At 73.0% G+C, this 19,365-nt stretch carries 16 protein-coding genes and 1 pseudogene; 12 read left to right on the plus strand and 5 right to left on the minus strand.

Features of this window, described 5'->3' with window-relative positions; all coding sequences use genetic code 11:
- Positions 1 to 33: 33 nt before the first annotated feature.
- Positions 34 to 939 carry a LysR family transcriptional regulator gene (locus ACZ7JZ_RS09870; protein WP_470935504.1) on the minus strand — a complete coding sequence of 302 codons (906 nt, stop codon included), beginning with the start codon at positions 937 to 939 and terminating at the stop codon, positions 34 to 36.
- 87 nt (positions 940 to 1,026) lie between these two features.
- Positions 1,027 to 2,703 (minus strand): S1C family serine protease, encoded by a 1,677-nt coding sequence (locus ACZ7JZ_RS09875; RefSeq protein WP_470935507.1) that lies wholly within the window; start codon positions 2,701 to 2,703, stop codon positions 1,027 to 1,029.
- Positions 2,704 to 2,923: 220 nt separating this feature from the next.
- Between ACZ7JZ_RS09875 and ACZ7JZ_RS09880 the strand changes: the two genes are divergently transcribed.
- From ACZ7JZ_RS09880 to ACZ7JZ_RS09890, 3 genes and pseudogenes are all read left to right on the plus strand, one after another.
- A complete protein-coding gene (locus ACZ7JZ_RS09880) occupies positions 2,924 to 3,772 on the plus strand; it encodes a glycerophosphodiester phosphodiesterase (RefSeq protein ID WP_470935510.1) in 849 nt (282 codons plus the stop codon).
- A 74-nt stretch (positions 3,773 to 3,846) separates the two neighbouring features.
- Positions 3,847 to 4,481 (plus strand): annotated as a pseudogene (locus ACZ7JZ_RS09885) (ATP-binding protein).
- A 107-nt stretch (positions 4,482 to 4,588) separates the two neighbouring features.
- On the plus strand, positions 4,589 to 5,578 hold the full coding sequence (locus ACZ7JZ_RS09890; RefSeq protein ID WP_470935513.1) for a DUF5926 family protein: 990 nt from the start codon (positions 4,589 to 4,591) through the stop codon (positions 5,576 to 5,578).
- Positions 5,579 to 5,829: 251 nt separating this feature from the next.
- On the opposite strand, the gene ACZ7JZ_RS09895 is transcribed toward ACZ7JZ_RS09890, so the two are convergent.
- Together ACZ7JZ_RS09895 and ACZ7JZ_RS09900 are read right to left on the minus strand one after the other, a co-directional pair.
- The gene (locus tag ACZ7JZ_RS09895) at positions 5,830 to 6,558 is read right to left on the minus strand and encodes a hypothetical protein (protein ID WP_470935516.1); all 729 of its coding nucleotides are present in this window, start codon (positions 6,556 to 6,558) and stop codon (positions 5,830 to 5,832) included.
- A gap of 121 nt (positions 6,559 to 6,679) precedes the next feature.
- A complete protein-coding gene (locus ACZ7JZ_RS09900; RefSeq protein ID WP_470935519.1) occupies positions 6,680 to 7,390 on the minus strand; it encodes a bifunctional DNA primase/polymerase in 711 nt (236 codons plus the stop codon).
- Between the two features lie 545 nt (positions 7,391 to 7,935).
- On the opposite strand from ACZ7JZ_RS09900, the gene ACZ7JZ_RS09905 reads away from it, so the two are divergent.
- On the plus strand, positions 7,936 to 9,378 hold the full coding sequence (locus tag ACZ7JZ_RS09905) for a PP2C family protein-serine/threonine phosphatase (RefSeq protein WP_470935522.1): 1,443 nt from the start codon (positions 7,936 to 7,938) through the stop codon (positions 9,376 to 9,378).
- A gap of 129 nt (positions 9,379 to 9,507) precedes the next feature.
- On the plus strand, positions 9,508 to 11,004 hold the full coding sequence (locus ACZ7JZ_RS09910) for an aminopeptidase P family protein (protein ID WP_470935525.1): 1,497 nt from the start codon (positions 9,508 to 9,510) through the stop codon (positions 11,002 to 11,004).
- A gap of 74 nt (positions 11,005 to 11,078) precedes the next feature.
- Here ACZ7JZ_RS09910 and ACZ7JZ_RS09915 read toward each other — a convergent pair whose 3' ends face one another.
- Complete coding sequence (locus ACZ7JZ_RS09915) at positions 11,079 to 11,522, minus strand: ATP-binding protein (protein WP_470935528.1); 444 nt, start codon at positions 11,520 to 11,522, stop codon at positions 11,079 to 11,081.
- A gap of 220 nt (positions 11,523 to 11,742) precedes the next feature.
- On the opposite strand from ACZ7JZ_RS09915, the gene ACZ7JZ_RS09920 reads away from it, so the two are divergent.
- The 7 genes from ACZ7JZ_RS09920 (at position 11,743) to pheA (ending at position 19,010) form a co-directional block, all read left to right on the plus strand.
- Positions 11,743 to 12,525, plus strand: a complete 783-nt coding sequence (locus ACZ7JZ_RS09920) for a hypothetical protein (protein ID WP_470935531.1) — start codon at positions 11,743 to 11,745, stop codon at positions 12,523 to 12,525.
- Positions 12,526 to 12,682: 157 nt separating this feature from the next.
- Positions 12,683 to 13,447 (plus strand): YcnI family copper-binding membrane protein, encoded by a 765-nt coding sequence (locus tag ACZ7JZ_RS09925; RefSeq protein WP_470935534.1) that lies wholly within the window; start codon positions 12,683 to 12,685, stop codon positions 13,445 to 13,447.
- A 46-nt stretch (positions 13,448 to 13,493) separates the two neighbouring features.
- The gene (locus ACZ7JZ_RS09930) at positions 13,494 to 14,147 is read left to right on the plus strand and encodes an SCO family protein (RefSeq protein WP_470935537.1); all 654 of its coding nucleotides are present in this window, start codon (positions 13,494 to 13,496) and stop codon (positions 14,145 to 14,147) included.
- The gene (locus tag ACZ7JZ_RS09935; protein WP_470935540.1) at positions 14,144 to 14,614 is read left to right on the plus strand and encodes a copper chaperone PCu(A)C; all 471 of its coding nucleotides are present in this window, start codon (positions 14,144 to 14,146) and stop codon (positions 14,612 to 14,614) included. The genes ACZ7JZ_RS09930 and ACZ7JZ_RS09935 overlap by 4 nt, the downstream gene beginning before the upstream one ends.
- Positions 14,615 to 14,637: 23 nt before the next feature.
- On the plus strand, positions 14,638 to 16,728 hold the full coding sequence (locus tag ACZ7JZ_RS09940) for a copper resistance CopC/CopD family protein (RefSeq protein ID WP_470935543.1): 2,091 nt from the start codon (positions 14,638 to 14,640) through the stop codon (positions 16,726 to 16,728).
- Positions 16,653 to 18,032: an iron uptake transporter deferrochelatase/peroxidase subunit gene (gene efeB, locus ACZ7JZ_RS09945; protein WP_470935546.1), complete on the plus strand. Its 1,380-nt coding sequence runs from the start codon at positions 16,653 to 16,655 to the stop codon at positions 18,030 to 18,032. The genes ACZ7JZ_RS09940 and efeB overlap by 76 nt, the downstream gene beginning before the upstream one ends.
- A 42-nt stretch (positions 18,033 to 18,074) precedes the next feature.
- Positions 18,075 to 19,010 (plus strand): prephenate dehydratase, encoded by a 936-nt coding sequence (gene pheA, locus ACZ7JZ_RS09950; protein WP_470935550.1) that lies wholly within the window; start codon positions 18,075 to 18,077, stop codon positions 19,008 to 19,010.
- Positions 19,011 to 19,365 lie beyond the last annotated feature (355 nt).

The following is a 19,365-nucleotide window of genomic DNA, read 5'->3' on the forward strand; positions in this document are numbered from 1 at the left end:
CCAAAGCGCAACTTATGGAATACGGAGGCGTGCTCAGCAGCCCACGCGGTTCGCGGCTACCCGCCGCAACTCGTCCAGCACCGCCACCGTCGCCGGGATCCGCAGGTGGTCCCGGTAGAGGTACGCGGAGATGTGGCGGCGGGCCGCGGGGGCGAGGGCCCGCCCGCAGACCTTGCTGAGGGAGAGCGAGGGCAGCAGCAGCGCGGGCACCATGGCCACGCCCAGGCCCTGGGCGACCAGGCTCTGCACCACGAGGTTGTCGTCGGTGGCGAAGACGATGTCCGGCACGAAGCCCAGTTCGGCGCAGTCGTGCAGCAGATTCGCCCGGCAGCGCGGACAACCCGCTATCCAGCGCTCCTCCTTGAGGTCCGCCAGGTGCACCGAGCGGCGCCGGGCCAGCGGATGACCGCTGGGCAGCAGGACCGTCAACTGGTCCTCCAGGAGCCTGACTTCCGTGACCTCGTCCGGTATCTCCTCGTGCAGGCCGGGATAGGTGAAGGCCAGGGTGATATCGCACTCCCCGCGCTGCAGCCGGTGCAGCGAGTCCGGCGGCTCCCCTTCGAGGAGCTCCACCTGCACCCCGGGGTGCTCCTTGGCCAGGGCACTGAGCGCCTCCGGGACCAGGGTGGCGTTGGCGCTGGGGAACCCGCACAGCCTGACCCGGCCGGTGCGCAGCCGCGCGTACGCCTTCATCTGCTGCTGCGCGGCGTCGAGGTCGCCCAGTATCGTCTCGGCGTGCCGGGCCAGGGAGCGGCCGGCCTCGGTGAGCTGCATCCGGCGCCCGACCCGGGTGAACAACGGCGTGCCGACGGCCCGTTCGAGGGCCTTCATCTGCTGCGTGATGGCAGGCTGGGTGTACCCGAGCACCCGGGCCGCCGCCGAGTAGGACCCGGAGTTGACCACCTCGTGGAAGGTCCTGATGTGCCGGGAGTCGAACACGCCTGAAGCATAAGCGGACGTTGGGAGGGGCCGAAGGCGGATTCCCGCCTCCGGCCCCTCCGGTTCACGTCATGCGCAGGCTGCGCCCTAGCGGTCGTCTCCGACGCGCGAGCCCAGCGTGAGGTCCACGGTGGTGGGCTTGCCGCCCCGCAGGTACGTCACCTTGACCGTGTCGCCCGGCTTGTACGTCCAGATCTCGCTGATCAGGGTCGGGCCGCTGTCGATCGGCTTGCCGCCGAACTGGGTGATCACGTCACCGGGCTTGAGACCCGCCTTGCCCGCGGGCCCGGCCGGGTCCACCAGCTTGTCGGCGGCCGCGCCCTGATCGGAGACCTTGGCCCCCTCGCCGCGGGCCTGGAGGTCCACGGAGACCCCGATCACCGGGTAGACGGGCTTGCCGGTCTTGATCAGCTGCTCGGCCACGTTCTTGGCCTGGTTGATCGGGATGGCGAAGCCGAGGCCGATGGAGCCCGCCTGACCGCCGAGCCCGCCGCCACCCGCGGACTGGATGGCCGAGTTGATGCCGATCACGGCGCCGCGGCCGTCGAGCAGCGGACCGCCCGAGTTGCCCGGGTTGATGGAGGCGTCGGTCTGCAGGGCGCTCATGTACGAGTTCTTGGCGGTGCTGCCGTCGCCGGAGGCCACGGGGCGGTTCTTGGCGCTGACGATGCCGGTGGTGACGGTGTTCGACAGGCCGAAGGGGGCGCCGATCGCGATGGTCGAGTCGCCGACCGCGACCTTGTCGGAGTCGCCCAGCGGCAGCGGGGCCAGACCGGCGGGCGGGTTCTTCAGCTTCAGCACGGCCACGTCGTAGCCCTGCGCCCGGCCGATCACCTGGGCCTCGTACCGCTTGCCGTTGGAGAAGGTCGCAGAGACCTTTCCTCCGTCGGCTGCGGAGGCGACCACGTGGTTGTTCGTGAGGATGTGGCCCTGCTGGTCGTAGACGAAGCCGGTGCCCGTACCGCCCTCGCCGTCGCCGGCCTGCGCCTCGATGGTCACCACGCTGGGCAGGGCCTTGGCCGCGAGGCCCGCGACGGAGTCCGGGGCCCGCTTGAGGTCCGCGGGGGTGTTGTTGCCCGCGGAGACGGTGGTGGACCCCGTCGCCCCGTCCGTGCGCTGGGCGGCCCAGTAGCCGACGCCGCCGCCGATGCCGCCCGCGAGCAGCGCCGCCGCGAGCACGGCGGCGACCAGGCCGCCGCGGCCCTTGGGCTTCGGGGCCGGCTCCTGCCCGTAGGGCGTGCCCCAGACCGGTCCGCCGGGACCGGCGGGGTCGGCGTACCCGGGGGCGGCCGGCGGCGGGGGCGGCCAGCCGCCCGCCGCCGCGGGGGCCGGCGGCGGGTACGCGGCGGAGTGGTCCTGGTGGGCGGCCGGGGGAGCGGCCGGCGGGACCGGCGGCGCGGCCGGGGCCGGGTGGGCCGCCGGGACGGCGGGGGGCTGCTCGGCGTGGGCGACCGGGGCGGTCGGCAGCTGCTGGGTGACCGGGGCCTGCGCCTGCGCGGCCGGCAGCTGCTGCGTGGCGCCGGAAGTGGTCGGCAGCTGCTGCGTGGGCGGCTCGGCCGGGGGCAGCGGCTGGGTCCGGGGGTCCTGGGCGGCGCCGTGGCCGGGGGCCGGAGCGGCGTCCGGGCCGGAGGCCGACGGGGCGTCCTCCGCGGTCCGGTCCGCCGGGGCTGCCGAGCCGGTGCTGGGAGCAGTCACCGGCGCCGGCGGTGCGGACGGGGCCGCGGGGGGTGCGGGGACCGCGGTGCCCTCGTTCTCGGTGCTCACAGCTCTCTCTCCTCGTTCACACACGTCTGCGTGGTTGGCGGTCCGGGCCGAACGTCCGACCGACTGCGTACGTTCCCGGGGGAACAGCCTTTCCCAAGAACCGTCAGAGCACTGTAAGCCGGACCTGTGTGTATGCCCTGCCATCCTTTATACCGGGCATTTCCGGCATAGCTCCGTACAGCGTGCCCACACCGGGCGCCCCGGATGACACCATGGCGCGGTGACCCACGCACGGCAGCCCTCCGGCCTCCACGTCCCGCGGCCCATCCAGGTCGTAGCCCACCGCGGCGCCTCGGAGGACGCCCCCGAGCACACCCTCGCCGCGTACCGCAAGGCGATCGAGGACGGGGCCGACGCCCTGGAGTGCGATGTGCGCCTGACGGCCGACGGGCACCTCGTCCTCGTGCACGACCGCCGGGTCAACCGGACCTCCAACGGGCGCGGCGCCGTCTCCGCCCTGGAGCTGGCCGAACTCGCCGCCCTGGACTTCGGCTCCTGGAAGGACCGCGAGGAGTCCCCGGACTGGGACGCCGACGGGACCGGCGAGCCGGATCCGGAGCGGACCTCCGTCCTCACCCTGGAGCGGCTGCTCGAACTCGTCGCGGACGCCGGCCGCCCGGTGGACCTGGCCATCGAGACGAAGCACCCCACCCGCTGGGCCGGACAGGTCGAGGAGCGGCTCCTCTTCCTCCTCAAGCGCTTCGGGCTCGACTCCCCGCCCGCCGCACCCGCCGAGGGGCGCATCCCGGTCCGCATCATGAGCTTCTCCGCCCGCTCGCTGCACCGGGTCCGGGCGGCGGCGCCGACGATCCCGACCGTCTACCTGATGCAGTTCATCTCGCCGCGGATGCGCGACGGCCGGCTGCCGGCCGGGGTGCGGATCGCCGGGCCCGGGATGCGGATCGTGCGCAATCACCCCGGTTTCATCCGGAAGCTCCAGAAAGCCGGCCATTCCGTTCACGTATGGACCGTGAACGAACCCGAAGACGTTCAGCTCTGCGCTGATCTGGGTGTAGAAGCGATCATCACCAATCGGCCACGACAGGTTCTGTCCCAACTCGGGCGCTAATCACACCAGTTGCACCCACCCCCGCCGTTACAGGGTGTGCACCGGCGCATCCGGTCCGCGAGCAACCGTCGCGAATGCGTCATCGGGCTCCGCCACATCGGTTTCCGGTCCAGGCCAGGGGGGCATTCAGACCATGCGTGGGGCTAAGGAGGTTCCGGGGGTGGCGTTGGTGGTGGCACAGGAAGTGCCCGCGTCTTCGAGCATGGCCGTACCCCATGGTCCTGCGGGCGTGGGCCAGGCGAGGCACCGTATGCGCGAGCAGTTGCGCATCAGCGGCGTGTCCGAAACGGTCGTGGACGATGCCGTACTGATCCTTTCCGAACTGCTCAGCAATGCCTGCCGACACGGCAGGCCGCTGGGCTCCCAACAGGTCGGCGACGGGGACATCCGGGCCGCGTGGCGGGTCGACAAGGCCGGCCGCCTGACCGTCGAGGTGACGGACGGGGGCGGGCCCACCCGCCCCGTTCCCGCCACGCCCTCGGTCACGGCGCACGGCGGCCGGGGGCTGAACATCATCAGCGCGCTCGCCCAGGACTGGGGCGTGCGGGACGGCGAAGAGGGTGAGGTCACGGTGTGGGTCATCGTCGCCTCAGGACACCGCCTCGACGATTTCGCTACGCGCGTTGCACCGCCCCTCATCGACTTCATGACCGCCTTCGACGATCTGGAGTCCTGTCCCCTGGGCCCGGACCGCCGGCCCGGCCGCTGAACCGCCCCCCGGTGCCCGCCGTCGGCGCGCGCCGGGGACCCGGTGCCTCCGTACGCAGCGGATAGGCTCGCGCCGTCAGCACGAGCCTCACCCGGGAGACACCCACGATGGCCAAGAAGCGTCCGCAGCCCAAGGGACACCAGACCAAGGCCGCGGAGCCGCAGCTCACCGACGGCGAGATCCCGGTCGTGGGAGCCCGCGAACCCTGCCCGTGCGGATCCGGCCGCCGCTACAAGGCCTGCCACGGGCGCACCGCCGCGCAGGCCGCAAGCACGCTGGTCCAGCGCCCGTTCGAGGGCCTGCCCGGCGAGTGCGACTGGGTCGCCCTGCGCGAGCTGGTCCCCGCCGCCACCGTGGAGCTCACCCTGGCGGGCGGGCTGCCCGAGGGCGTGCCGTCCGTGACCCTGGCCACCGTCCTCCCGATGGCCTGGCCCGCGCTGCGCCGCGAGGACGGCTCGGTCCTGCTCGGCCTGCAGAACGACACCGCCAGCGGCGACCTCGGCCGCGACCTCGCCGACACCCTCCAGCGCGCACTGGTTGCTGAACCGGGCACCCCCGTGCCCCCGCAGAAGGTGGACCCCGAGGGCCCGCGGCTCCAGGAGCTGCTCGCCGCCGACAGCGTTTTCGCGCCTGTTGTGCACAGCGGATTCGAATTCTGGATTCCGGAAGCGGAGAACACCGCGAACGCCTCTCCGGAGATCGCCGCTTCGCTGGAGCGCGCCAACGCCGCCGCCATCCCCACCGTGAAACTCGCCGGTGTGGACGCCGCCTACTGGTGCGAGACCCCCGACAAGAACCACCTGCGCTGGGTCATGCCGCACCCCGAGGAGAAGCTGCTCGACGCCCTGGCCCGGCTGCACGCCGCGGGCGAGTCCTCCCTCGGCGAGAACACCCGCCTCGTGGGCTCGTTCCGCGCCCACGGACTGGTCGTCCCCGTCTGGGACCTGCCCTCGGGGGTCACCGCGGACGAGGTCGAGAAGCCCGCCGCGGCCTTCGCCGAGCGCCTCGCACAGGCCCTGGCCTCGGACGCTCCGCTGACGGCCGACGAGCGCCGGGCCCGCGGCGGTCTCACCAACCGCCAGGTGACGCTGAGCTGATCGGGTCCCCGATCGGCCCCGCACGGCCTCAAACGGTCTCGAAGAACGCCGGAAGTCGACCCGAGAAACCGGAAGGAATCATTCAACTCGCTCGCGAGACAGGGTGACTCGGGTCACAACTCCCGCTAATCGCCAGCAAATCGGTGTCCGAATATCCGAGATCGAATTTGCGAACACGCGATCTCTTGTTACCGTTCTTGTAGCCCGGTCGCTGGTGCATCCCCCGTCGCCAGCGACCGGGCCCTTCCATTTCAACGGTCAACCGGATCCCCGGAGTTGCTCCCCGCACGGAGCAGAAGCGGTCCACCCTCATCCGGTACGGCGTATTCCGCAACGGCAGCCCACGCACCGGGCCCGCTTCCGGACCCCGCGCCCTGCACTCCGGCGGCCGCCCCGGCCGGCTCGACCGCCCCGCCCACAGGCTCCTTGGGCGTCTCGCACACCCCCGGCTCATCCCCCGCGGGCACCACGCAGTGGATCTGTACGGTCCTCCCCTGCGGCCCCATCAGCGACAGCACCGCACCCAGCCGGCGCCCGCTCGTATTGCGGTAGTAGCTCCGCGCCCAGGTGCCGGCCTCGCCCCGCAGCACACAGGTCTGCGCCTCCAGCCCTTCGGGCGAGGACAGTTCGGGCCCGCACCGGGCGGCGCCCGTACCGGCATCGCCGGGCGGGCCCCCCGCGGAGTCCCCCGGGGGTCGGTTTCCGGCCCCGGAACCGCCGCGCGCATCCGGATCCGCCGCGGCGCCCGTACGGGATCCCGTACCCGCGCCCGTACCCGGTGCGGCGGATGCGGAGCGGTCCGGGGCCGAACGGCCGTCCGCCGCGTCGCCGTTGCGCGCCCCGGAGTCCGCGAGCCCCAGGGGGCCCAGCAGTCCGCCGTCCGGGCGGAGCCCGCCCGCCGGTCCGGCGAGGGCACCCGCGAGCGGGAACGAGAGCACGATCAGCACACCGGCGCAGATCCCGGCCATGCGGAGGTTCATCCGCCGAAGATAGCGAGGCGGGGGCGGCGCGCGTCCGGCTGCGCGCCCAAATCCCCGGGATCCCCAGGCCCGTCACACCCGTTCGAGTGAAGAGGGCCTGGAGACGGGTGTGGAGCCGCCGTCAGAACGCCAGCCGGCTGCCGCCGCCGGACGCCCCGGTGCTCGCCTCGACCAGCGCGTCGACGACCGCCTCGACATCGGGCAGCCACGGCCGGGCCGAGCCCGCGAGCGGCGCCCGCTCCCAGCGGACCTGCCCGCCGCCCGTGGGCGACGGCGGCAGGGCGAGGTAGCCGCCCTCGCCGTGGAAGCGCAGCGAGGAGGGCACGCAGTCCTTGGCGTAGAGCAGCTCGCCCAACTGCTCCAGCGAATAGGGAGCCACGAGGATCGCCATCCGCGTCGGCGTGGCGAGCACGGGCCCGAGCCTCATGCCCATCGCGTCGAGCCGCGCCAGGGCCTGGGCCCCCGCCTCGGCGGGCAGGCTCACGGCGCAGGGCGCGCGGCCGCCGGTCGCGAGGATCAGCGGGGCGTCGGGGCGGCGGGTCCACCACCAGCGGACCATCCGCTCGTCGGTCGTGGCGGCGAGCAGGCCGGGTTCCAGGGGGTGCGCGCCGGGCACCACGCACTCGGGGTCGGGGCACGCGCACCGCAGGGCGGCCGCGGGCCCGCCGGGGGCTGCGGGGGCGAGCCCCGCTCCGGGGAGCACGGGCCACTGCCATGCGGAGGCGCAGGTCAGGGCCGCGTCGAGGAGCGCGGGCGGGCCCTCGCTCCGGGAGGACCGCAGGCGCCGGGAGCGCCGAAACAGCTGGAGACGCCTTCCGAGGATCTCGCGCATGAGCGCTCGTTCCTTTCCGTTGAACGCCGAGGGCCACTTCACGCCATGTAGGCGGTGTATCACCACACGTACACGTTTCGCGTCACTGTCCGCTGTACTGGGGTTTCACGCGGTTCGTGCGGTTCGTGCAGTTCTTGCCGGTTCCATGAAACGCCTGGCGGGGTCGGCGCGCGACTGGCGCCGGGGGCACGGCCTTCACCGGCAGGGACGAGCCGTCCCACCGGGCGGTTCCCGCCTGGATCCGGGGGTGGGGGCCAACTGACCCTGGCCAACACCGTTTACGTACCCATCACGCACGATATGACGCTCCGCCGGACTTCCTCAGTCGACCGCAAAAGAGGGCCACTCCCGGCATTTTTCGGCCAAGTTCGAGCCTTGACCGTACAGGGAGTTGCCGCCCCACGGACACCAGGATTCCCACCTGGGCAATGCTGGACATCGATCCACATCTGCGTGTAGATGTGGACCCATTGATGGCAGCGCAGATTGATCTGGGGGTTTGCGATGCTTGATGGCGAATCGCACCAGGTGGAAGGGCGGATGCCATGAGCGCCCCGCATCTCCCGAAAGTGGCTGGAATCGATCCGGCCGTTCCCGCTTCCCCGCACACTGCCGAGCCCGCACGCGCCCGCAAGGCCGCCGCAAGCCCGGCCGCAGCCCCGCACCCCGCGCCCGGCACGGTCATCCAGGACCGCCTCGCGGGCTGGGTCTCCGACCTCACCACCCTGCACGAACTCACCGAGCGCCTCGCCCGCGCCTCCGGCATCGACGACTCCCTGCGGGAGCTCCTGCGCGCCGGGGCCACCCTGGTCGGGGCCCGCCGCGGGCTCGCCGTACTCGAACCGGCCGACGGCCTCGGACCCACCAGCACCGTCGGCCTCGGCCTCGGCCACGCCGACCTCGGCCACATCGAGACCGTCCCCCGCACCGCCACCTCGTACGGCCGCATCCTCGACGGGCTCCCCGGCGCCCACGGCGGCAGCGAGCAGCTCCCCGAACCCGGCACGGTCCCCGGCCCCGGCAGCGCCCGCGGCACCGACGGGTACGCCGCGCCCGCCGACCCCCGCCACCGCGAGGTCGCCGCCCGCCTCGGCTACGCCGCCAGCTACTCCCTCCCCCTCGCCGCCGAGGGCGCCGGCCGCCTCGGCGCCGCCGTCTGGCTCTACGACGAGCACGCCGAGCCCACCGAGCGCCAGCGCCACCTCGCCGGCCTCTACTGCCGGTACGCCTCCGAGCACCTGGCCCGCGCCCTGGAGGTCGACCGGGCCCGCACCCGCCTCGCCACCATCGCCGAGGAGCTGCTGCCCAGCCGGCTGCCCCGGGTCTCCGGCGTGCGCCTCGCCGCCCGCCACCGCTCCGGACCCCTGGGCGGCGGCGACTGGTACGACGCCCTGCCCCTGCCCGAGGGCGCCCTCGGGCTGGCCGTCGGCTCCGTCACCGGCTCCGGCCCGAGCGCCGTCGCCGCCATGGGCCGGCTGCGGGCCTCGCTGCGCGCGTACGCCGTCATGGAGGGCGAGGACCCGGTCGCCGTCCTGTCCGACCTGGAGCTGCTGCTGCGGCTGACCGAGCCGGCCCGCTCGGCCACCGCCCTCTTCGCGTACTGCGAGCCCGCCCTGCGGAAGATCGTCCTGGCCGGGGCCGGGCACACCCCGCCCCTGCTCATCGGCGAGCACCGCACCGAGTACGTCGAGACCTCGCTGTCCGCCCCGCTCGGGATGCTCTCCTGCTGGGAGGCCCCGAGCGTGGAGCTGGAGCCCGCCCCGGGCGAAACGGTGCTGCTGTACACCGACGGCCTGCTCCAGCGCACCGGCGACCCCATGGACCGCGCCTTCGCCCGGCTGCACGCGGCCGCCGCGAGCGTCCCCAAGGCCCTGCGCGAAGACCCGGCCGCGATCTGCGACCACGTCCTGCGCACGGTCCTGCCGGACGGCCGGGACGCGGTGGACTCGGACGAGGACGTGGTCCTGCTGGCGGCGCGCTTCGACTGAGCGCCCCCGGCGAGCTGCGGGAAGACCGCTCGAGGGCGATCTTGGTAATGGGCCTTCCGGCCCTGTGCCCCCTTCCGTACGACCGTACGATGGAGACGGTTCAGCGTCGTACCAAGAGGAGACGGACCCGTGGCCGAAGAGCTCAACCCGGAGACCCCGGACACCCAGGCAGACCCGGACACCCCGGAGACGGCCGAAGGCCAGCCGAAGAAGAAGCACAAGCAGCGCAAGAACGGGCTCTACCCCGCCGTGAGCGAGGAGCTGTCCGCCAGCATGCGCTCCGGCTGGGCCGACACCGAACTGCACGGGCTGGAGCCCATCGAGCAGGCCGCCCACACCGCCGCCCGCCGCGCCGCGCTGTCCGCCCGCTTCCCGGGCGACCGCCTCGTCATCCCCGCCGGCCGCCTGAAGACGCGCTCGAACGACACCGAGTACCCCTTCCGCGCCTCCACCGAGTACGCGTACCTGACCGGCGACCAGACCGAGAACGGCGTCCTGGTCCTGGAGCCCGGCACCGACGGGCACACCGCGACGATCTACCTGCTGCCCCGCTCCAACCGCGAGAACGGCGAGTTCTGGCTGTCCGGCAGCGGCGAGCTGTGGGTCGGCCGCCGCCACTCGCTGGCCGAGGCGCAGCAGCTGCTCGGCCTGCCCGCCCAGGACGTGCGCGAGCTGCCGGAGGCCCTCAAGGGGGAGACCGGCCCGGTCCGCGTCGTCCGCGGCCACGACTCCGTCATCGAGGCGGCCCTGACCGACAAGGTCACCGCCGAGACCGACGAGGAGCTGCGCGTCTACCTGTCCGAGGCCCGCCTCGTGAAGGACGCCTTCGAGGTCGGCGAGCTGCAGAAGGCCGTCGACTCCACCGTCCGCGGCTTCGAGGACGTCGTGAAGGTGCTCGACAAGGCCGAGGCCACCAGCGAGCGCTACATCGAGGGCACGTTCTTCCTGCGCGCCCGGGTCGAGGGCAACGACATCGGCTACGGCTCCATCTGCGCCGCCGGCCCCCACGCCTGCACCCTGCACTGGGTGCGCAACGACGGACCCGTCCGCTCCGGCGAGCTGCTGCTCCTGGACGCCGGAGTGGAGACCCACTCCCTCTACACGGCCGACGTCACGCGCACCCTGCCGATCAGCGGCACCTACACCGACATCCAGCGCAAGATCTACGACGCGGTGTACGAGTCCCAGGAGGCCGGCATCGCGGCCGTCCGCCCCGGGGCGAAGTTCCGCGACTTCCACGACGCCTCGCAGCACGTACTCGCCGAGAAGCTCGTCGAGTGGGGCCTGGTCGAGGGCCCCGTCGAGCGCGTCCTGGAGCTGGGCCTCCAGCGCCGCTGGACCCTGCACGGCACCGGCCACATGCTCGGCATGGACGTGCACGACTGCGCGGTCGCCCGGACCGAGACCTACGTCGAGGGCACCCTGGAGCCGGGCATGTGCCTGACCGTGGAGCCCGGCCTCTACTTCCAGGCCGACGACCTGACCGTGCCCGAGGAGTACCGCGGCATCGGCGTCCGCATCGAGGACGACATCCTCGTCACGGAGGACGGCAACCGGAACCTGTCCGCGGGCCTGCCGCGGAAGTCCGACGAGGTCGAGGCCTGGATGGCCCGCCTCAAGGGCTGACCTCCTCCCCGGTCCGCCGGCGGGCGCTGGGTTCCGTACGGGATTCCGTACGAGACCCCGCGCCCGCCGGCGTGTCAGGAGACCTTCAGCAGCGCTCCCTCGCGCCACTTCAGCACCTTGTCGAAGCTGACGACCGCGCCCCGCCCGGGCCGGTTGCGGAACCGCACGTGGTCGGCGAGCTGCTCGATCAGGCACAGGCCGCGGCCGCTCTCGGCCATCGGCGGCCGGTGCCGGGCGACCGTCTGCGGCGGGAATCCGGGGCCCGAGTCCGCCACCTCGATGCGGCAGCAGTCCCCGTCCAGGTACGCCGTGACGCAGTACTCGCCGTCGGGATCCGGGGCCCCGTCCGGACCGCCGTGCTCCACGGCGTTGGCACAGGCCTCGCTGAGGGCGACGGAGAGGTCGAAGCAGATGTCCGGGTCCACCCCCGCGGTCTCCATCGTCCCGAGCAGCAGCCGCCTGGCGAACGGGACGCTCGCGGCCTCGCGCCGCAACTGGAGAGACCACCAGATGCTCATACCGGTACCTATTGCCGCCCGCGACCGCCCGTAAGCCCCCGCAGCGCACCGGAACCCCCGAATGGCCGATGTACGCCCCTCGGGCCGCGGTGTATGCCGCCCGGGCGCCCTTTCGTCGGGGGAGCCGTGAGCCGGGTGAGGGAAGCGGCCAACGGGACGCATGGGACCTTACGGACCTGCCGCATGGGCGCCGTGAGCGCAGTGCGATGATGACCCGGCCATGCCTGACGCCCGCCTGATGCGCACCGGAGCCGGACCGCGGCTCCTGAGGGCCGCGGTCTTCACCGCGGTCTGCGTCGCGCTGTCCGCGGCGGGCCACGCGCTGGCCTCCTGCGAGGGGATCCCGTTCCGGGCCCTGGCGGCCGGCTTCCTCGCCGTGTTCGCGGTCTCGGCCGCCCTGGCCGGACGGCGGCGCAGCCTGCCCGCCGTCACCGCGACGCTGGCCGGCGGGCAACTGGCCCTGCACTCCCTCTTCGGACTGGGCCAGCACGGGGCATCCGCGGCAGCGGGCGCCAGCGGTCCCGAAGCCACCCTGGCGGCCCTCGCGGCCCGGCTGATCTGCGGCGGGAACACCGTCCCCCTCAGCCCCGCACGGGCCAGGGAGGTCCTCGACGCCGCGGGCATCGACCCCGTGGCCGCAGCCGCCCGGGCCCACGCGGACCATGCGGCTGCGGCCGCGTCGGAGCCGGCCACCGCACTGCTCTCCCCGCCCATGCTCCTGGGCCACCTGCTGGCCGCCCTGGCCGCGGGCTGGCTCCTCCACCGCGGGGACGCCGCGCTCGGCAGGCTGCTCCGGCTCTCCGGCGAGGGCTCCCTCGTCCGTCCGCTGCGTGCGGCCCTGGCGTACGTACACATCCTGCGCGCGGGACTTCCGGGTGCGCCGCCGCGTCTGCCGGGGCGGCAGCGCTACGACCGCTCCCCGCCCGGATCACCCGGCCGGGAGGCGCTCCAGCACGCGGTGATCAGGCGCGGTCCCCCCGCGGACCTCGCCCTCGCAGCCTGACGCGGCACCCCTCGACCGAATCCGCCCGAACCGACCGAGCCCACCGGACACCTCCGGCGGACCGGCGGCTCCGGCACGGAAGCGGCGGTGCCGCGGGCCCGTGCGCACCCGCGCACGGCCTGCCCCCGACCACCGCTTCCCGTGGAGTCCTCCTGCCATGAAGAACCTTCGTGTCCCCCTCGCGGCCGCCGCTGCGGCCGGTACCGTCCTCCTCCTCGCCGGGCCCGCGGCGGCGCACGTCAGCGTGCAGCCGTCCGGCGCGGCCGAGAAGGGCGGCTACGCCACGATCAACTTCAAGGTCCCCAACGAGCGCGACAACGCCTCGACGAGCAAGCTGGAGATCAGCTTCCCGGCCGACCACCCGCTCGCCTCGGTCATGCCCCAGGACGTGCCCGGCTGGAAGGTCGAGGTCACCAAGACCACGCTCGACAAGCCGCTCACCCTGCACGGCCGCCAGATCAAGGAGGCCGTCACCAAGGTCACCTGGACCGGCGGCAAGATCGGCCCCGGCAAGTTCCAGCAGTTCCCGCTCTCCGTCGGCCAGCTCCCCGAGAACGCCGACAAGCTGGTCTTCAAGGCGGTCCAGACGTACGACAACAACGAGGTCGTGCGCTGGATCGAGGAGCCCCAGGCCGGGGCGGAGGAGCCGCAGAACCCGGCTCCGGTCCTCACCCTGACCGAGCCCTCCGGCGACGGCCACCACGGCGCAGCGACCGGCAAGGACGGCGCGGAGCAGCCCGCCAAGGACCACCACGACGAGAAGGACGGCGGCAAGGACGCGGGCAAGGACGGCGAGCGCACCGACGCGGCCGCCTCCTCTTCCTCCTCCGACACGACCGCGCGCGCCCTCGGCATCACCGGCATCGTCGTCGGCATCGCCGGCGTGGCCTTCGGGGCCACCGCGCGCCGCCGCTCCTCCTGACGCCCGTACGCCACCCGTACACCCTTCACCACAGGGACGACTTCCCATGCGCACCACACGTATGACGGCCGCCGCCCTCGCGGCGGCCGCCGCGCTCACCCTGTCCGCCTGCGGCGGCGGCGAGAGCGCGAAGAACGACTCGGTCGCGGAGGTGAGCACTCCGTCCAAGACGAAGGCCGCCACCGTGCTCGACCGGCCCTTCACCAAGCCCGACCTGGTGCTCACCGACACCTCGGGCAAGCCCTTCGACCTGCGCGAGCAGACCAAGGGCAAGCCGACGCTCCTCTACTTCGGCTACACGCACTGCCCCGACGTGTGCCCGCTGACGATGGGCAACCTGGCCGTGGCCAGGAAGGCCCTGCCCAAGGCGGACCAGGACAACCTCCGGATCATCATGGTCACCACCGACCCGGAGCGGGACACCCCCGCGTCGCTCGGCTCCTGGCTCAAGGCCCAGGACCCGTCCTTCATCGGTCTGACCGGCGACTTCAAGACCATCCAGGCCGGCGCCCGCACCCTCGGGATCGGTATCGAGCCCTCGAAGACGGAGAAGAACGGCGACGTCGTCTCCATGCACGGGGCCCAGGTCATCGCGTTCTCCCCGAAGTCCGACGAGGGGTACGTCCTCTACGGCGAGGACACGACCCCCGAGGACTACACCAAGGACCTGCCGAAGATCGTCAAGGGAGAGAACCCGTGAACCGCCGCACCACCACCCTCGTGACCGCCCTCTCCCTGGCCGCCGCGCTGGCCGTATCGGGCTGCTCCTCGGACACCGGCTCCGGCTCGGACTCCAAGCCGGAGATCTCCGTCAGCGGCGCCTTCATGCCCGAGCCCGTGAACGCCGAGATGGCCGGCGGGTTCATGGTCGTCAAGAACGGCTCCGGCACCGCGGACAAGCTGACCTCGGTGACCAGCCCGCTCTCGGACGACGTGCAGATCCACGAGACCAAGAACCAGAAGATGCAGCAGGTCACGTCCCTCGACGTGCCGGCGAACGGCGAGCTGAAGCTGGAGCGCGGCGGCAGCCACGTCATGTTCATGGGGCTGAAGAACAAGCCGAAGATCGGCGAAAAGGTCGTCGTCGAACTGCATTTCGAGAAGGCTGACCCCGTGAAGGTCCAGCTCGACGTGAAGGAACGGACCCACAACCCGAAGACCCACTGACGGAACGAGGGACTGACTACGCCATGACGGCCACCGCCCCCGCCCACGCACCGGCGGCAGCGCTCCTGCGCCTGCTGCTGGTCCTCGCCGCCCTGTTCGGCGCAGTGCTCGCCACGGCCGCACCGGCTTCGGCGCACGCCGCGCTGACCGCGAGCGATCCCAAGGACGGGGCGGTGGTCGCCACGGCCCCCGCCCAGGTCACCCTGACCTTCTCGGAGCAGGTCGCCATGGGAGAGGACTCGATCCGCGTCCTCGACCCGAGCGGGAAGCGCGCCGACACCGGCGAACTGCGCGACCTGTGCGAGGGCTCCATCGTCAAGCACGGGGTGATGCTGCTCCCCGGCCTGCCGAACGGCACGTACACGGTGGCCTGGCAGGCCGTGTCGGCCGACAGCCACCCCATCGCGGGCGCCTTCACCTTCTCCATCGGCGCCCCCTCCAAGACCTCCGTCGCCCTGCCCGACCAGCAGGTCGGCAGCGGGCCCGTGGCCCAGGCCTACGGGATCGCGCGCTTCACCGCCTACGCCGGCTTCACCGTGCTCGTGGGCGGCGCCGCGTTCGTCCTGCTGTGCTGGCGGGGCGGGGCGGGCATCCGGGCGGTGCAGCGCCTGGTGACCTACGGGTGGGCCACCCTGACCGCGGCCACCCTCGCCATGCTGATGCTGCGGACCCCGTACACCGGCTCGGGGGAGTTCGCCGACGCGTTCGACCTCTCCGGGCTGAAGGACGTACTGGAGACCAAGACCGGCGCCGCACTGGTCTCCCGGCTGCTGCTGCTCGGCGCGGCGGCCCTGTTCCTCGCAGTGCTCTTCGGCGTCTACGCCAAGCGGCGGGCCCAGCAGGCCGCTGCGGAGGGCGGCACGGAAGCCGACGCGGAAGACCGCACACGGAGCGACGCGAAGGACAGCGCCAAGGACGATGCCGACCTGGTCTTCGGGCTGGGGATCGGCGGCGGCGTGGTCGCCGCCGGGATCGCCGCGACCTGGGCCCTGTCCGAGCACGCCTCCACCGGTATCCAGACCGGTATCGCCATGCCGGTGGACATCCTCCACCTCCTCGCCGTCGCCACCTGGCTCGGCGGCCTGGTCACCCTGCTGGTGGCGCTCTACCGCGTCCCCGGTCTGGAGCGGGCGGCCGTACGGCGGTTCTCCCGGGTGGCCTTCGCCAGCGTGCTGGTCCTCGTGGCCACCGGGATCTACCAGTCCTGGCGGCAGGTGGGCACCTGGAGCGCGCTGACCGGCACCGACTACGGGCGGATCCTGATCGTCAAGGTCGGGCTGGTGGCGGTGCTCGTGGGTGCCGCCTACATCTCCCGCTCGTGGACGGCGCGACTCGGCGAGGGCTCGGCGGCCACGGTCGAGCTCGCCGCCCAGCGTGTTTCACGTGAAACATCGCCCGAGCCGGCGAGCGTGACGGCCGATGCGGCGGCTACGGGAGGCGGCGGCGCCACCGCCGGATCCGTGTCCGCTGCCGAGGCTGCCGCCGAGGACGCCGAGGGCACAGGGGACCCTGCCGGTCCGGACCCGGACGGGGACGCGGACCCCGAGCGCGCCGCCCAGCTCGCCCGGCAGCAGGCCGCCCAGGCCTCTGCCCGGAAGAAGAAGATCCGCGACGCCGACCCCGACCGGGCCGGCCTGCGGCGCTCGGTGCTCGCCGAGGCCTGTGTCGCCGTCGTGCTGCTCGCCGTCACCACCTCACTGACCAGCACGGAGCCCGGCCGGGCCGCCGAACAGGAGGTCTCCGCGACCGCCCCGGCCCCCGCCGTCCCGAACCGGCCGATCAAGGTCTCCCTGCCCTTCGACACCGGCGGCGAGGACGGCAAGGGCACCGCCCGACTCGAACTCGACCCCGGCCGGACCGGCATGAACACCCTGCACCTGTGGCTGGACCGGCCGAACGGCAAGCCCCTGGACGCACCCGAGGTGAAGGTCTCCTTCACCCTCCCGGCCAAGGACATCGGCCCCCTGCCCCTGGTCCCGGACTACGCCGGGACCGGCCACTGGACCGCGTCCGGGGTGCAGCTCCCGCTGGCCGGGGAATGGCGGATCGACGTGACCGTCCGCACCTCCGACATCGACCAGACCACCGTCAAGAAGAACGTGAAGATCGGCTGAACAGCGTGACCGAGACCGAAACCGACATCGAGATCTCCCGGCGGCGGCTGCTCGGCACCGTCGGCGCCGCGGGAGCCGCCGGGCTGGCGCTCGGCGCCACCGGCGGCGCCCTGGTGCAGTCCGCCGTGTCCGGGGACTCCGCCGGGAAGACCGCAGGCGGCATCCCGTCCTCCGGCGCACTCACCTCGCTCGGTGCCACCGAGGTCCCGTTCCACGGCGAGCACCAGGCGGGCATCACCACCCCCCTCCAGGTCAAGGGCCACGTGCTGGCCTTCGACCTGGCAGCCGGTGCCGGCCGCAAGGAGGCCGCCGCCCTGCTCCGCCGCTGGTCCGAGACGGCCCGCACGCTGATGGCCGGGAAGCCCGCGCAGGGCGGCCCGGGCGGCGCCGATACCGGGGTCGCCCTGGACGCCGGCCCCTGCTCCCTCACCGCGACCTTCGGCTTCGGCCGCAGCTTCTTCGACCGCACCGGCCTGGCGGCCCGCCGCCCGGCCGCCCTCGACCCGCTGCCCCAGTTCTCCTCCGACCGGATCGACCCCCGCCGCAGCGAGGGCGACCTGTGGGTCCAGATCGGGGCGAACGACTCCCTGGTCGCCTTCCACGCCCTGCGGGCGCTCCAGAAGGACGCCGGGGACACCGCCCGGGTGCGCTGGCAGATGAACGGCTTCAACCGCTCGCCGGGCGCCACCGCCCAGCCCATGACGGCGCGCAACCTGATGGGCCAGATCGACGGCACCGGGAACCCCCGGCCCGAGGAGCCCGACTACGACCGGCGGATCTTCGTACCCGTCGGCGGCCCCGGACCCGCGGAGCACGCCTGGATGGCCGGCGGCTCGTACGCCGTGGTCCGCCGGATCCGGATGCTGCTCGACGACTGGGAGGGGCTCGACCTCGCCCAGCAGGAGAAGGTCATCGGGCGGCGGAAGTCCGACGGTGCGCCCCTGACGGGCGGCACCGAGCGGACCGAGCCCGATCTCGACAAGTTCGGGGCGGACGGCAGGCCGGTCATCGCGGCGAACGCGCACGCGCGGATCTCCGCACCGGAGCAGAACGGCGGGGCGGCGATGCTGCGGCGGCCGTTCTCGTACCACGACGGGGTGGGCCCGGACGGCACCCCGGACGCCGGGCTGCTCTTCATCTGCTGGCAGGCCGATCCGCTCAAGGGGTTCGTACCGGTGCAGCGCAAGCTCGACCGGGGCGACGCGCTGTCCCCCTTCATCCGGCACGAGACCAGCGGGCTGTACGCCGTACCGGGCGGGCCCCGGCCCGGCGAGTACGTGGGGCAGCGGCTTCTCGAAGGGTGAGAGCGCGCCCGGCGGCCGTGCGCACCGCACTACGCTGATCGCATGTCCGCCACGCGCTTCACCTATCTCGGCCCCGAGGGCACCTTCACCGAGGCCGCCCTGCGCACGCTGCCCGAGGCCGCCACCCGCGAACTCGTGCCCATGGTGTCGGTGCCCGCCGCTCTCGACGCGGTCCGCAGCGGCGAGGCCGCGGCGGCGCTGGTGCCGATCGAGAACTCGGTGGAGGGCGGGGTCACGGCGACCCTGGACGAGCTGGCCTCCGGCGAACCGCTGATGATCTACCGCGAGGTGCGGCTGCAGATCGCGTTCGCCCTGCTCGTACGGCCCGGGACGAAGCTGTCGGACATCAAGACGGTGACGGGCCACCCGGTGGCGCAGCCCCAGGTGCGCAACTGGCTGCGGGCGCACCTTCCCGATGCGCTGTGGGAGTCGGCGGCGTCCAACGCCGACGGGGCCCGGCTGGTGCAGGAGGGCCGGTTCGACGCGGCGTTCGCCGGGGAGTTCGCGGCGGCGACCTACGGGCTGGAGGCCCTGGTCACCGAGATCCACGACGCGGAGAACGCGGAGACCCGGTTCGTCCTGGTGGGGCGGCCGGCCCGGCCCGCGGCCCCCACGGGTGCCGACAAGACCTCGGTGGTCATCTGGCTGGGGGACGACCACCCCGGTGCCCTGCTGGAGCTGCTCCAGGAGTTCGCGGTGCGCGGGGTCAACCTGATGCTGATCCAGTCCCGGCCGACGGGGGCCGGCATCGGCAACTACTGCTTCGCCATCGACGCTGAGGGCCACATCGCGGACCGGCGGGTGGGCGAGGCCCTGACGGGCCTCAAGCGGACCTGCCCGAACGTCCGCTTCCTGGGCTCGTACCCGCGGGCCGGGGTCACCCCCGCGGAGGTCCGAAGTCCCCGGCCGGGGACTTCGGACGGTGACTTCTCGGCCGCGGCGGACTGGCTGACTCGCTGCCTCGACGGCCGGGGTTGATCGTCCACAGGTTTATCCACAGCCCCTCTTCTCGACCTGGGGACAAGTCGACAAGACCCTGTGGGGCCGCGGACGGGTCGTGGGGGCGTCCCGGTGAACCTCCGGAGGCAGGTGGGCGAACGGCGTCACCCGAACGACAATGATCAACTCTTTGGGGCGAGCCATTCCCACCCGATTGAGTGTCCGACCTGGGTTTGAACGGGCAATCCCGTTCCCCGCTCCAAATAGGACTGATCAATTCCGGTGTCCACAGCGACAGCTCACAGCCTGTGGATAAGTGACCTCCGGAGCGGGATTCCTGTGGACAACACAGGTTCTCCACACCGCTCCACACAAGGGCTCCGCAGGTTCGGAC

Source organism: Streptomyces sp. NPDC038213, from assembly GCF_055600495.1.